This window comes from Aquabacter cavernae (genome assembly GCF_003993795.1).
GTDB classification, from domain to species: domain Bacteria; phylum Pseudomonadota; class Alphaproteobacteria; order Rhizobiales; family Xanthobacteraceae; genus Aquabacter; species Aquabacter cavernae.
The window spans coordinates 140,912-153,570 of sequence record NZ_RWKV01000015.1 but is presented as its reverse complement, the minus strand read 5'-3'; the positions used below and the strand labels follow the sequence as shown (position 1 = coordinate 153,570).

The 12,659-nt window shown below is 67.6% G+C and carries 13 protein-coding genes; 7 read left to right on the top strand and 6 right to left on the bottom strand.

Going from position 1 to position 12,659, the window contains the following annotated elements; all coding sequences use genetic code 11:
• Positions 1 to 4 precede the first annotated feature (4 nt).
• The gene (gene uxaC / locus EJJ38_RS14095; protein WP_245454251.1) at positions 5 to 1,441 is read right to left on the bottom strand and encodes a glucuronate isomerase; all 1,437 of its coding nucleotides are present in this window, start codon (positions 1,439 to 1,441) and stop codon (positions 5 to 7) included.
• A 5-nt stretch (positions 1,442 to 1,446) separates the two neighbouring features.
• Complete coding sequence (locus tag EJJ38_RS14090) at positions 1,447 to 2,175, bottom strand: GntR family transcriptional regulator (protein WP_245454250.1); 729 nt, start codon at positions 2,173 to 2,175, stop codon at positions 1,447 to 1,449.
• 197 nt (positions 2,176 to 2,372) lie between these two features.
• Here EJJ38_RS14090 and EJJ38_RS14085 point away from each other — a divergent pair, with 197 nt between their 5' ends.
• Positions 2,373 to 3,905 (top strand): UxaA family hydrolase, encoded by a 1,533-nt coding sequence (locus EJJ38_RS14085; RefSeq protein ID WP_127090767.1) that lies wholly within the window; start codon positions 2,373 to 2,375, stop codon positions 3,903 to 3,905.
• 224 nt (positions 3,906 to 4,129) lie between these two features.
• On the opposite strand, the gene EJJ38_RS14080 is transcribed toward EJJ38_RS14085, so the two are convergent.
• Positions 4,130 to 4,816, bottom strand: a complete 687-nt coding sequence (locus EJJ38_RS14080; RefSeq protein ID WP_127090766.1) for a GntR family transcriptional regulator — start codon at positions 4,814 to 4,816, stop codon at positions 4,130 to 4,132.
• A 154-nt stretch (positions 4,817 to 4,970) separates the two neighbouring features.
• Between EJJ38_RS14080 and EJJ38_RS14075 the strand changes: the two genes are divergently transcribed.
• The 6 genes from EJJ38_RS14075 to EJJ38_RS14050 all read left to right on the top strand — a co-directional run bounded on the left by EJJ38_RS14075 (position 4,971) and on the right by EJJ38_RS14050 (position 9,863).
• Positions 4,971 to 5,951: a TRAP transporter substrate-binding protein gene (locus EJJ38_RS14075; protein WP_127090765.1), complete on the top strand. Its 981-nt coding sequence runs from the start codon at positions 4,971 to 4,973 to the stop codon at positions 5,949 to 5,951.
• Positions 5,952 to 6,042: 91 nt separating this feature from the next.
• Positions 6,043 to 6,588, top strand: a complete 546-nt coding sequence (locus EJJ38_RS14070; protein WP_127090764.1) for a TRAP transporter small permease — start codon at positions 6,043 to 6,045, stop codon at positions 6,586 to 6,588.
• Between the two features lie 17 nt (positions 6,589 to 6,605).
• Positions 6,606 to 7,886 carry a TRAP transporter large permease gene (locus EJJ38_RS14065; RefSeq protein WP_127090763.1) on the top strand — a complete coding sequence of 427 codons (1,281 nt, stop codon included), beginning with the start codon at positions 6,606 to 6,608 and terminating at the stop codon, positions 7,884 to 7,886.
• Between the two features lie 29 nt (positions 7,887 to 7,915).
• A complete protein-coding gene (kduI, locus tag EJJ38_RS14060; protein WP_127090762.1) occupies positions 7,916 to 8,755 on the top strand; it encodes a 5-dehydro-4-deoxy-D-glucuronate isomerase in 840 nt (279 codons plus the stop codon).
• Entirely contained in the window at positions 8,752 to 9,504 is a 753-nt protein-coding gene (kduD, locus tag EJJ38_RS14055; RefSeq protein WP_127090761.1) for a 2-dehydro-3-deoxy-D-gluconate 5-dehydrogenase KduD, read from the top strand. The genes kduI and kduD overlap by 4 nt, the downstream gene beginning before the upstream one ends.
• Positions 9,505 to 9,515: 11 nt before the next feature.
• Entirely contained in the window at positions 9,516 to 9,863 is a 348-nt protein-coding gene (locus EJJ38_RS14050) for a cupin domain-containing protein (protein WP_127090760.1), read from the top strand.
• Between the two features lie 105 nt (positions 9,864 to 9,968).
• Here the strand turns inward: EJJ38_RS14050 and paaK are convergent, their stop codons facing one another.
• The 3 genes from paaK to paaG are packed head-to-tail and all read right to left on the bottom strand — an operon-like array spanning position 9,969 to position 12,577.
• Positions 9,969 to 11,297: a phenylacetate--CoA ligase PaaK gene (gene paaK, locus EJJ38_RS14045; protein WP_127091075.1), complete on the bottom strand. Its 1,329-nt coding sequence runs from the start codon at positions 11,295 to 11,297 to the stop codon at positions 9,969 to 9,971.
• Between the two features lie 18 nt (positions 11,298 to 11,315).
• Entirely contained in the window at positions 11,316 to 11,792 is a 477-nt protein-coding gene (paaI, locus tag EJJ38_RS14040; protein ID WP_127090759.1) for a hydroxyphenylacetyl-CoA thioesterase PaaI, read from the bottom strand.
• Entirely contained in the window at positions 11,789 to 12,577 is a 789-nt protein-coding gene (paaG, locus tag EJJ38_RS14035; RefSeq protein ID WP_127090758.1) for a 2-(1,2-epoxy-1,2-dihydrophenyl)acetyl-CoA isomerase PaaG, read from the bottom strand. Before paaG ends, paaI begins: the two co-directional genes overlap by 4 nt.
• Positions 12,578 to 12,659 lie beyond the last annotated feature (82 nt).

Here is a 12,659-nt window from a genome sequence, read left to right as displayed (position 1 = left end):
TCCCTCACAGCTTGTAGGCGGATTTGGCGAGACGGTAGGCGAGGTCGTGCGCCACCTGATGGGCCTCGTCCTCGTCCAGCCGGTGCTGGGCGACGAGGGTGGCGAGGAAGGCGCAGTCCACGCGCCTGGACACGTCGTGGCGGGCGGGAATGGAGGGGAAGGCGCGGGTGTCGTCGTTGAAGCCCACCGTGTTGTAGAAACCGGCGGTCTCCGTGGTCTGCTCGCGGAACCGGCGCATGCCTTCCGGGCTGTCGAAGAACCACCAGGCGGGGCCCAGCCGCAGCGCGGGATAATGGCCCGCCAGCGGCGCCAGCTCGCGGGAATAGCTGGTCTCGTCCAGGGTGAAGAGGATGATGGTCAGATCCCTCTCATTGCCGAACCGGTCCAGCAGGGGCTTCAGCGCGCGCACATAATCGGTGCGGGCGGGAATGTCGGCGCCCATGTCGCGGCCGTGGCGGGCGAACAGGCCGTCATTGTGGTTGCGCACCGCGCCGGGATGGATCTGCATGACCATGCCGTCCTCCAGCGACATGCGGGCCATCTCGGTGAGCATCTGGGCGCGGAACAGCTCGGCATCCTCGGGCGAGGCGCTGCTGGCCTTCACCCGGTCGAACAGATCTTCCGCTTCCGACGGGGAGAGGTCGGCGGTGGCGGCGGAGGGGTGGCCGTGGTCGGTGGAGGTGGCGCCGAAGCTGCGGAAATAGGCGCGCCGCGTGCGGTGGGCGGCGAGATAGCCGGTCCAGGAGAGCGTGTCCTCCCCGGTGATCTCGCCCAGCTTCACCAGATTGGCGCGGAAGCCCTCGAAGTCCGGGTCCACCACCGGGTCGGGGCGATAGGCGGTGACCACGCGCCCGGTCCATCCGCTGTCGCGGATCATGCGGTGCCATTTCAGGTCGTCCAGCGGGCTCTCGGTGGTGGCGATCACCTCGATATTGAAGCGCTCGAACAGAGCGCGCGGGCGGAAGGCGTCAGTGTGGAGGGCCTGCGCGATCACGTCATAGGTGAAGTCCGCTGTCTCCGCGCACAGCCGCTCCTCCAGGCCGAACAAGGTGGAGAAGGCATGGTCCAGCCACAGCCGGGTCGGGGTGCCCCGGAACAGGTGGTAATTGGCCGCGAACAGCCGCCAGATGGCGCGCGGATCGCGCTCCACCGGCCCGCCGTCGCGGCGCGGCACGCCCAATGCTTCCAGCGGGATGCCCTGGCTGTAGAGCATGCGGAACACATAATGGTCGGGAACCACGAACAGGCTGGCGGGGTCGGGGAAGGGCTGGTTCTGCGCGTACCAGCGCGGGTCCGTGTGGCCGTGGGGCGAGACGATGGGCAGGTGGGCGATGCGCTCATAGAGCCGCCGGGCAATGGCACGCACGCCGGGCTCGGCGGGGAACAGCCGGTCGGGATGGAGGAGCGCAGTGGCGGACAGGGGCATGGCGTTCAGCGTCATGGACGTCACCTCGGGATGGCTGCGGCGAGGAGCGGTGCAGGCCCCTCCGTTTCCGGCACGTCGAAGAAGTCGGGATGGGCGTCGGCCAGCGCGTCCACGCTGGGCAGGACGCGGTCCAGATGCCGGGCCATGGCGGTCTCGGCGGCGGCGGGATCATGGCCGGCAATGGCCTTCACGATGCCCGCATGCTCGGCCATGACCGAGGCGCGCCGGTCGGCGGCGGGCAAGGTGAGGATGCGGCAGCGGTCCACCTGCGCCTTCTCCGCGCGCACCACCCGCCAGAGATTGGGATGGCCCGCAATCTCGGCCACCATCTGGTGGAAATCCTCGTCCGCCTTGTGGAAGTCGGCGAGGCGCCCGCTCTCATGGGCCGCCTGCTGCAAGGTGAGGCCCGCTTTGAGCCGGGCGATGTCGGCCTTGCCCGCATGGCGCGCGGCCTCGCGCACGGCGGTGCGCTCCAGCGCCTGTCGGATCACCATGGCGTCGCGCACGGCGGGGCGGGAGATGCGCGAGACGAAGGTGCCGTATTGGGGGAAGATGTCCACGAGGCGCTCGTCCGCCAGCTTCAGGATGGCCTCGCGCACCGGGGTGCGGCTGACCCCGCAGACCAGCGCGATCTGCTTTTCCTGCAGCGCCGTGCCGGGGGCGATCTCCATGCCGATGATCTGGCCGCGCAGCGCCTCATAGATGCGCTGGGACGCCGTGACGCCGCGCACTTTCTCGATGCGCGGCACGCCTGTCCCTCCGGCCGGAGCTGCCGCTCCCTTTGCGCCGCGCGCCACGCTTTCCTCCGAACCATTCTTGTTTTGCTTTCAGCACTGATATATTAGCATATCAGAAGCGTCAATGCGGCCTCCTCTTGGGTCATGTCCCCTGAGGGTGTCCGCGACGGAACGCAGCCTTGGGCCAACCAGGGCGCGGGAGGGTGGGAATGTCGGAGCTGGAAACGGATGCGCCGCGCATCCTGCGGCTGTCGCCGCAGGACAATGTGGCCGTTGCGCTGGAGACGCTGCCCGAGGGCACGCGCGCCGGCGGCGTGACCCTGTCCGCCCGCATTCCGCGCGGCCACAAATTCGCGCTCGCCCCCGTGGCTGACGGCGCCGCCATCCTGAAATTCGGCCAGGTGATCGGCTTCGCGGCGGGCGATATCGCGCCCGGCGCCCATGTGCATGTGCACAACGTGGTGCTGCACGATTTCGCCCGCGACTATGCCTTCTGCGCCGATGCGCGGGACGAGGTCCTGCTGCCGGAAGCGGAGCGCGGGCATTTCATGGGCTTCCGCCGCTCCAACGGACGCACCGGTACGCGCAATTATCTGGGCATCCTCACCTCGGTGAACTGCTCGGCCTCGGTGGCGCGCTTCGCCGCGCGGGAGCTGGAGCGGTCCGGCGTGCTCGACGCCTTTCCCGGCGTGGACGGGGTGGTGCCCATCGTGCACGGCACGGGCTGCGGCATGGCCTCCAAGGGGGAGGGGTTCGACGTCCTCTCCCGCACGCTCTGGGGCTATGCCACCCACCCCAATTTCGCGGCGGTGGTGATGGTGGGCCTCGGCTGCGAGATGTTCCAGATCGCCCGCTTCAAGTCCGAATACGGCGTGGACGAGACCGACGCTTTCCGCACCCTCACCATCCAGGAAGAGGGCGGCACGCGCCGCACCGTGGAGCATGTGGTGGGCGCGCTCACCGAGATGCTGCCCGCCGCCGCGGCCTGGAAGCGGCAGGCGCGGCCTTTGTCGGAACTGGTGCTGGCGCTCCAGTGCGGCGGATCGGACGGCTATTCCGCGCTCACCGCCAATCCCGCCTTGGGGGTCGCCTCCGACCTTCTGGTGCGCCACGGGGGCACGTCCATCCTTTCCGAGACGCCGGAAATCTACGGCGCCGAGCATCTGCTCACCCGCCGCGCCGCCAGCCGGGAGGTGGGCGAGAAGCTGGTGGCCCGCATCAAGTGGTGGGAGGACTATACGGAGCGCAATGGCGGGGAGATGAACAACAATCCCTCGCCGGGCAACAAGGCGGGCGGGCTCACCACCATTCTGGAGAAGTCCCTGGGCGCGGCGGCCAAGGGCGGCAGCGCGAACCTCGCCGCCGTCTATGAATATGCCGAGCCGGTGACGACGCCCGGCTTCGTCTTCATGGACACGCCCGGCTACGACCCGGTGGCCGCCACCGGGCAGGTGGCGGGCGGGGCGAACGTCATCTGCTTCACCACCGGGCGCGGCTCCGCCTTCGGCTGCAAGCCCACGCCGTCCCTCAAGCTCGCCACCAATTCCGACATCGCCGCCCGCATGTCCGAGGACATGGACATCGATTGCGGCGACGTGCTGGAGGGCGTGTCGCTGGAGGCGAAGGGGCGGGAGATTTTCGAGCGCGTGGTGGCGGTGGCCTCCGGCGCGCACACCAAGTCCGAGGAACTGGGCTACGGGGACGCGGAGTTCGTGCCCTGGCAGATCGGCGCGGTGATGTGATGGGGGTGCTCCGTCACATCAGCTTTTCGGGTCGCACAGAGCGCGCAGGCGCCCCCGGCAACTCCCTCTCCCGCTTGCGGGGGAGGGCTGGGGAGGGGGAAGGTTTCGGGGGGCAGCTGCGCCGCGGGCCTCTACCTGGCGCAGCCCCCTCCCAACCCTCCCCCGCAAGCGGGAGAGGGCTTTGGGCCGCGCATCAGCCTAAATCTTCCACGTGCCTGCCCCGCCTACTCGAACAGGTCCGGGTGCTCGGTCTCCACCTTGGGCAAAGCGCGCAGGATTTCCGAGAGGTGCTGCCGCATGGCCTCGGCGGCGGCGTCCCCGTCGCCCGCATCCACGGCGGCGATAATGGCGCGGTGCTGGTCCACCAGCGGGGCCATGGAGCCCTTCAGGGTGAGGTGGCAGGCGCGGTCCATATGGGCCTTGATGTCGGCGATGGCCTCCCAGGCAAGCGCGCAGCCCGCCCCCTCGGCGAGGGCCATGTGGAACATCTCGTCATAGTGCTGGAAGGTCTCGTGGGCGCCGCGCGCGGCCGCCTTGGCCTGGAGGTCCAGCAGATCGTCGATGCGCGTGCGGGCATTGGCGTCGAAGCCCCCGGCGGCGCGGCGCGCCACGGCGGTCTCGATGGCCTCGCGCACGAAGCGGGCCTCCATCATCTTCTTCACCGAAATGCGCACCACCACGGTGCCGCGCTGGGGCAGGATCTCCACGAGGCGGGTGCGGGCAAGGCCGATCAGCGCCTCGCGCACCGGCTGGCGCGACACGCCGTGACGCTCCGCGATCTCGGCCTCCGACAGGCGCGTCCCCGGCGGCAGGGCCAGGGTCACGATGGCGCGGCGCAGCTCCGCTTCAACCTTCTGCGCGGCCGACCCGCTCGTCGGAACCCGGATGGCGTCCAAAGGAATCCTCCCCATTGCGCGTGATTATATACTACCATACAAAGGCGCCTGTCCCGCGCAAACGACGGGGCTAACCCGGCATTCTGGATCGCGGAAGCGATCCCAACAAGAACATGGCCCCAAGGCCGGCTGGGAAAAAGACATAGAAGTTCATCTAGGGAGAACGCTCATGCTGACCCGTCGCCGCGCGCTCGCGCTGGCTGCTGCCCTTTCCATCGCGCCGCTCGCCTCGGCTCAGGCCCAAAGCGTGACGCTGCGCTCCGCCGACATCCATCCCGATGGATATCCCACCGTCGAGGCGGTGAAGTATTTCGGGCAGGAACTCGAAAAGAAGACCAACGGCAAGTTCAAGGTTCAGGTGTTCTTCGCCGGCCAGCTGGGCGGCGAGAAGGAGACCATCGAGCAGACCCGCTTCGGGGTCATCGACCTGAACCGCGTGAACACCGCGCCCTTCAACAATCTCATTCCCCAGACCGCCGTGCTGGGCCTGCCCTTCCTGTTCCGCGACGTGCAGCACATGTACAAGGTGGTGGACGGGCCGCTGGGCGAGGAGATCGCCAAGGCGTTCGAGCCGCACGGCCTCGTGGTGCTGGGCTTCTTCGATTCCGGCGCGCGCTCCATGTACAATTCCAAGCGCCCCATCAAGACGCTGGCCGACATGAAGGGCATGAAGATCCGCGTCCAGCAGTCGGACCTCTTCATCGCCATGATCAACGCGCTCGGCGCCAATGCGACGCCCATGCCGTTCGGCGAGCTGTATTCCGCGCTGCAGACCGGCCTCGTGGACGGGGCGGAGAACAACTTCCCCTCCTATGAGTCCGTGAAGCATTACGAGGTGGCGAAGTATTTCTCGCTCACCGAGCATTCCATGGCGCCGGAAGTGTTCGTCATGTCGAAGATGAGCTGGGACAAGCTCTCCGCTGCCGACAAGGCGCTGTTCAAGGAAGCGGGCAAGGCGGCCACCCTCAAGATGCGCGAGCTGTGGGCCAAGCGCGACGCGGACGCCAAGGCGATCGTGATCAAGGGCGGCGCGCAGATCAACGAGGTGGACAAGCAGCCCTTCATCGACGCGATGAAGCCGGTCTACGACAAGTTCGTCACCACCCCCGAGATGAAGAGCCTCGTGGAGCGCATCCGCGCCGTGCAGTGATCCAGCGCGCCGGCCCGGCGCCCTGCGCCGGGCCGCGAACGCCGGCACACCTCATCCCCTGACACTGACGACCCTCCAAAGGCAGAGCGCCATGGCGTCCCATACCGCTCCTCATCCCGCCTTGCTCACCCTCCGCTTCGTGGTGCGCTGGCTCAGCCGCGCCGCTTTGTGGATCTCCGGCATCGGCCTCCTGGTTATGACCGTTGCCGTCGCATGGCAGGTGACGGGCCGCTATCTCCTGAACGACTCCCCCAGCTGGACGGAGCCCTTCTCCCTGCTGCTCATGAGCTGGTTCATCCTGCTCGGCGCGGCGGTGGGCGTGAAGGAAGGCGACCATCTCGGCTTCGAGATCGGCCTGCACTTCGCCACCCCGCCGCTGCGGCGCGCCATGGAGATCACCACGCACCTGCTGATCATCGGCTTCGGCATCGCCATGGCCTGGTACGGCTGGCTGCTCGCCATGGGCACATGGAGCGCCAAGATGGCGGGCATCGATGTGCCCCAGGGCATGGACTACCTGCCGCTCGTGGGCGGCGGCGCGCTGATGGCGCTGTTCTCGCTGGAGCGGCTCGTCACCGATCTCACGACCCCGAAGGTGGCCGAGGTTCCGCTCGGCACCGAGCACCCCATCGACTGAAGGCCCGGAGCCCTCCCATGGCCATGACCGTCCTCTTCGGCGTCTTCACGACGCTGCTCCTCATCGGCACGCCCGTCGCCTTCTGCCTCGGCATCGCCTCGCTGGCCACCGTCCTCTATATGGGCCTGCCGCCCGTGGTGGTGTTCCAGCAGATCAATTCGAACATGAACGCCTTCTCCATGCTGGCGATTCCGTTCTTCATCTTCGCCGGCGACCTGATGATGCGCGGCGGCATCGCCGACCGGCTCATCGGCATGGCGGCCGCCTTGGTCGGCCATCTGCGCGGCGGCCTCGGCCAGGTGAACGTGGTGGCGTCCTTCCTGTTCGGCGGCGTGTCCGGCTCGGCGGTGGCGGATGCCTCCGCCATCGGCGGCATCATGATCCCGCAGATGGCCAAGCACGGCTATGCCAAGGACTTCGCGGTGAACGTGACGGTGAATGCCGCCATCATCGCGCTGCTGGTGCCCCCCTCCCACAACATGATCATCTACTCGCTGTCGGCGGGCGGGACGATCTCCATCGCCGACCTGTTCACGGCGGGCATCATCCCCGGCATGCTGCTGGCGGCGGCGCTGATGATCACGGCCTATGTGGTGGCGCGCAATCGCGGCTATCCCGCTGGCGTCTTCCCCGGCTGGTACGGCGTGCTGCGGGCGGTCATCGGCGCGCTGCCGGGCATCGTGCTCATCGCCATCATCTTCGGCGGCGTGCGCTCGGGCGTGTTCACGGCCACGGAAAGCTCCTGCATCGCGGTCATCTACGCGCTGCTGGTGACGCTCCTGGTGTATCGCGGGCTCGACTGGTCGTCCTTCGTCCATGCGACGCTGGGCGCGGTGCGCACCACCGCCATGGTGCTCCTCGTCATCGGCACCGCCGGGGCGTTCGGCTGGCTCATGGCCTTCCTGCAGGTGCCCAAGGCCACCATCGAGCTGATGCAGTCGGTGTCGGACAACAAGTACGTCATCCTGCTGCTCATCAACATCATCCTGCTGGTGCTCGGCACCTTCATGGACATGGCGCCGATGATCATCATCTGCACCCCCATCTTCCTGCCGCTCATCAAGGCGTTCGGGATCGATCCGGTGCAGTTCGGCATCATCCTGATCCTGAATGCCGGCATCGGCCTCAACACGCCGCCCGTGGGCTCGGTGCTGTTCGTGGGCTGCGCGGTGGGCAAGATCTCCATAGGCGAGGCCATGAAGACCATCTGGCCCTTCTTCGGCGCCTCCGTCGCGGTGCTCATGGTCGTCACCTACGTGCCCGCCGTTTCCCTCTGGCTGCCCTCCTTGTTCCGCTGAGCGGCGGCCATCATCCGCGAGGATTTCCCATGATCACCGACGTGCGCCATGTGCATCACCCGGAAGCCGTGCGCTTCTTCGACACGGACGATTTGCGCGCCAATTTCCTCATCGAGGGCCTGTTCCAGCCCGCCACCGTGCAGCTCGCTTATTCCCATATCGAGCGCTTCGTGGTGGGCGGCGCGATGCCCGTGGCCTCGCCGCTGAAGCTGGAGAGCGACAAGGCCACCATCGGCTCGCCCAACTTCCTCGATCGGCGGGAACTGGGCGTGTTCAATATCGGCGGGCCCGGCAAGGTGGAGGCGGACGGCGAGACCTATGCGCTCGGCCATCGCGACGCGCTCTATGTGGCCATGGGCACGAAGGACGTGTCCTTCCTCTCCGACGATCCGGACCATCCGGCGCGCTTCTACCTGCTCTCCACGCCCGCCCACGCCCGCTACGAGACCAAGGTGGTGAAGATCGGTGAGGCCAAGAGCATGGAGCTGGGCGACCAGGCCACCTGCAACAAGCGCACCATCTACCAGATGATCCACCCGGACGTGGTGAAGTCCTGCCAGCTGGTCATGGGCATGACCCAGCTCGCCGAGGGCAATACCTGGAACACCATGCCGTGCCACGTCCATGACCGGCGCTCGGAGGTCTATCTCTATTTCGACGTGGCCGCCGACGCCCGCGTCATCCACCTCATGGGCGAGCCCACCGAGACGCGCCATCTGGTGGTGGCGGACGGGCAGGCGGTGCTCTCCCCGCCCTGGTCCATCCATTCCGGCGTCGGCACCCGCGCCTACACCTTCATCTGGGGCATGGGCGGCGACAATATCGACTATACGGACATGGACATGGTGGCCATGGACACGCTGCGATGAGCCCCTTCGACCTTTCGGGGAAGCGGGCGCTGGTCACCGGGGCCAATACCGGCCTCGGCCAGGCCATCGCGTTCGCTCTGGCGGGAGCGGGGGCGGACATCGTCGCGGTGGGCCGTTCCTCCATGGAGGAGACGCGGCGGGGCGTCACGGATGTGGGCAGCAGCTTCGTGGAGGTTCAGGCGGACCTCGGCTCCCTGGAACCCGTTGAGCGCATCGTGGCGGAAGCCACCGCCGGGGGGCGGGTGGACATCCTCGTGAACAATGCGGGCATCATCCGCCGCGCCGACGCCATCGACTTCACGGAAGCCGACTGGGATGCGGTGATGGACGTGAACTTGAAGTCCGCCTTCTTCCTCACCCAGGCTTTCGCGCGCGGCTGGATCGCGGACGGGCAGGGCGGCAAGGTCATCAACATCGCCTCGCTGCTCTCCTTCCAGGGCGGCATCCGCATCCCCTCCTACACGGCCAGCAAGAGCGGCCTTGCGGGGCTGACGCGCCTGCTCGCCTGCGAGTGGGCGGGCCGGGGCATCAATGTGAACGCCATCGCGCCCGGCTATTTCGTCACCAACAATACGCAGGCCCTGCGCGAAGACCCCAAGCGCAATGCCGACATCCTCGCCCGCATCCCGGCGGGCCATTGGGGCCAGCCCTCGGAACTGGGCGGGGCGGCGGTGTTCCTGGCCTCGTCCGCCGCCAGCTATGTGCATGGCGTGGTGCTGCCGGTGGATGGCGGCTGGCTTGCCCGCTGAAGGAGAAGATCATGTCCCAGAAGGGCCAGTATTTCGGCTTCGCCGATACCACACCCGTGGAAACCATCACGGACAATGTGGAGCGGCAGATCCTCACCTATAATGACGAGATCATGCTGGTGCGCGTGGTGTGCACCGAGGCGGGGCCGTGCGGCGTGTTCCACGACCATCCCCATGTGCAGATCACGTCCGTGGAGAGCGGGGTGTTCGACATCACCGTGGACGGCAAGACCGCGCGGCTGAAGGCGGGCGACAGCTTCTACGTGCCCTCCGGCCTCTGGCACGGCTCCATCTGCATCGAGCCGGGGGTGCTGATCGACGTGTTCACGCCCATGCGCCAGGAATTCGTCACGGGCTGAGGCCGCCGGGCGCTGCCGGATCGCCCGGCCTGTCCCGCCCTCTCCCGCGTGCGGGGGAGGGTTGGGAGGGGAAATGGGGCCTGCCGCCTTGAAGACGGGACGCCCTCACTCCTTCGGGCGGTTGTCCACCACGCGCTTGGCCTTGCCGGCGGAGCGCTCGATGGAGCCGGGAGCCTGGATGTTCACGCGGGTGCTGATGCCCACGGTAGCCTTGATGCGGTGGATGAGCCGTTCGGCATGGGCGGTGAGGCCCTCGCCGTCCCAATGCTCCTCGCGGGCCTCCGCATGGATGGTCATCTCGTCCATGCGGCCGCGGCGGGTCAGCTCGATCTGGAAGTGGCCGGCGCACCATTCGGTGGCGAGCAGGGCTTCCTCGATCTGGGTGGGGAACACGTTCACCCCGCGCAGGATCATCATGTCGTCCGAGCGGCCGGTGACCTTCTCCATGCGCCGCATGCCGGGCCGCGCCGTGCCGGGCATCAGGCGGGTGAGGTCGCGGGTGCGATAGCGGATGACCGGGAACGCCTCCTTGGTGAGGGAGGTGAAGACCAACTCGCCCTTGGAGCCTTCCGGCAGCACTTCGCCGGTCACCGGGTCGATGATCTCCGGGTAGAAGTGGTCTTCCCAGATATGCAGGCCGTCCTTGGTCTCCACGCATTCCTGCGCGACGCCGGGGCCGATCACCTCGGAGAGGCCGTAAATGTCGGTGGCGTCCATGGCGAACGCCTTCTCGATCTCAACCCGCATGGAGTTGGTCCAGGGCTCGGCGCCGAAGATGCCGTATTTCAGCGAGCTTTCGCGCGGGTCGAGGCCGGCCTTGGCGAAGCCGTCCTGGATGGCCAGCATGTAGCTCGGCGTCACCATGATGACTTCGGGCTTGAAGTCATGGATGAGCTGCACCTGCCGCTCGGTCATGCCGCCCGACATGGGGATGACCGTGCAGCCCAGCCGCTCCACGCCGTAATGGGCGCCCAGGCCCCCGGTGAACAGGCCGTAGCCATAGGCCACATGCACCATCATGCCGGGGCGCGCGCCCGCCGCGCGGATGGAGCGGGCCATCACATTGGCCCACATGTCGATGTCGCCGGCGGTATAGCCCACCACGATGGGCTTGCCCGTGGTGCCCGACGAGCCATGGATGCGCGCCAGCTTCTCGCGCGGCACGGCGAACAGGCCGAAGGGATAATTGTCGCGCAGGTCCTTCTTCACGGTGAAGGGGAACTTGGCGAGGTCGGACAGATCCTTGAAATCGTCCGGGTGCACGCCCGCCGCGTCGAACTGCTGGCGGTAGTGCGGCACGTTCTCGTAGGCGTGCTTGAGCGACCAGGCGAGGCGCTGGCGCTGGAGCGCCATGATCTCGTCGCGGGAGGCGCGCTCGGCGGCGTCGAGGCCACCGCGCACATCGCCTTCAAAGCTTTTGGCTGCGGGCACCATGTTCATCGTCTCCTCCGCTTAATCCCTGATTTTCTCGTCCTGCGGGATGATCGCGCCGCCGATGGACCGCGAATGTCCGCGGAATTCGGCGATCAGCACCCCGTCCTGGGTCACGCTGATGTCGTAGATGCCCGAGCGCCCGGCGCGGGTCACTTCGCGGGCCGTGGCCACCAGTTCGTGGCCGCGCTTGCCGGGCCGCAGGAAGCTGATGGAGCAGTGCGCCGCCACGGTGCGCTCGTCATAGGTATTGCAGGCGAAGGCGAAAGCACTGTCCGCCAGCGCGAAGATGTAGCCGCCATGGGCGGAGCCGTGGCCGTTCACCATGTGGTCGGCGAGGCGCATGGCGAGCACGGCGCGGCCCGCCGCGATCTCGCGGATCTCGACGCCGAGGCCCTGGCTGGCGCCGTCGGTCTTCCACATGGTTTCCGCGCACAGGCGCGCGATCTCGTCGGGCGAGCGCAGGGTCTCTGTGCGGAGGGTTTCGGCGTCGCTCATGTCGCGCGGCCCGTGAAATTGGGGGTGCGCTTCTCCATGAAGGCCTTGGTGCCCTCGGCATAATCGGGCGAGCGGCCGGCCTGACGCTGCAGGTCGCGCTCCAGGTCCAGCTGGGTGTCCAGCGTGTTGCCCGCGCTCTCGTTCAGCGCCTGCTTGGTGAGGGCGAGGCCATAGGTGGGCTGGGTGGCGAGATGGGCGGCGAGCTTTTCCGCTTCCGCCATGAGGTCGGCATCCTCGATCGCCTTCCACACCATGCCCCATTCGGCGGCCTGGGTGGCGGAGACCGGCTCGGCCAGCAGCATGAGCGCGCGGGCGCGGGCATCGCCCACGAGGCGCGGTAGGAAGAAGGTGCCGCCCGAATCGGGCACGAGGCCGATCTTGGAGAAGGCCTGGATGAACTTGGCGGATTTCGCCGCCAGCACGATGTCGCAGGCGAAGGCGAGGTTCGCGCCCGCGCCCGCCGCCACGCCGTTGACGGCGCAGATGACGGGCTTCTTCAGCGCGCGGATGCGGCGCACGAGCGGATTGTAGAAGGTCTCGATGGTGGCGCCGAGGTCCGGCGCCTCGGTGAGGCCGGCGCGGGCGGAGAGATCCTGGCCCGCGCAGAAACCGCGCCCGGCGCCGGTCAGCAGCACGGCCCGGCAGCTCTCGTCAGCGGCGGCCTCGTCGAGGGCGGCGCGCAGCGCGAGGTGCAGCTCTTCATTGAAGGAATTGAGGCGATCCGGCCGGTTCAGGGTCAGCACGGTCCAGCCGTCGCGGCGGTCCACCAATAGGACGCTATCCACTCTTTCCTCCCATATGGCCCGTGGTATGGGCTCTTGAATTAACCGATCGATCGGTTAATCTTTAGCTCAAGGGGCACGCTTG

Excerpts from the sequence above, each read along its gene's own strand:
- EJJ38_RS14050 (WP_127090760.1), top strand. The coding sequence starts at position 9,516 with ATGTCCCAGAAGGGCCAGTATTTCGGCTTCGCCGATACCACACCCGTG.
- kduI (WP_127090762.1), top strand. The coding sequence starts at position 7,916 with ATGATCACCGACGTGCGCCATGTGCATCACCCGGAAGCCGTGCGCTTC.
- EJJ38_RS14075 (WP_127090765.1), top strand. The coding sequence starts at position 4,971 with ATGCTGACCCGTCGCCGCGCGCTCGCGCTGGCTGCTGCCCTTTCCATC.
- paaI (WP_127090759.1), bottom strand. The coding sequence starts at position 11,792 with ATGAGCGACGCCGAAACCCTCCGCACAGAGACCCTGCGCTCGCCCGAC.
- paaK (WP_127091075.1), bottom strand. The coding sequence starts at position 11,297 with ATGGTGCCCGCAGCCAAAAGCTTTGAAGGCGATGTGCGCGGTGGCCTC.
- EJJ38_RS14070 (WP_127090764.1), top strand. The coding sequence starts at position 6,043 with ATGGCGTCCCATACCGCTCCTCATCCCGCCTTGCTCACCCTCCGCTTC.
- EJJ38_RS14080 (WP_127090766.1), bottom strand. The coding sequence starts at position 4,816 with ATGGGGAGGATTCCTTTGGACGCCATCCGGGTTCCGACGAGCGGGTCG.
- kduD (WP_127090761.1), top strand. The coding sequence starts at position 8,752 with ATGAGCCCCTTCGACCTTTCGGGGAAGCGGGCGCTGGTCACCGGGGCC.
- EJJ38_RS14065 (WP_127090763.1), top strand. The coding sequence starts at position 6,606 with ATGGCCATGACCGTCCTCTTCGGCGTCTTCACGACGCTGCTCCTCATC.
- EJJ38_RS14085 (WP_127090767.1), top strand. The coding sequence starts at position 2,373 with ATGTCGGAGCTGGAAACGGATGCGCCGCGCATCCTGCGGCTGTCGCCG.
- uxaC (WP_245454251.1), bottom strand. The coding sequence starts at position 1,441 with ATGACGCTGAACGCCATGCCCCTGTCCGCCACTGCGCTCCTCCATCCC.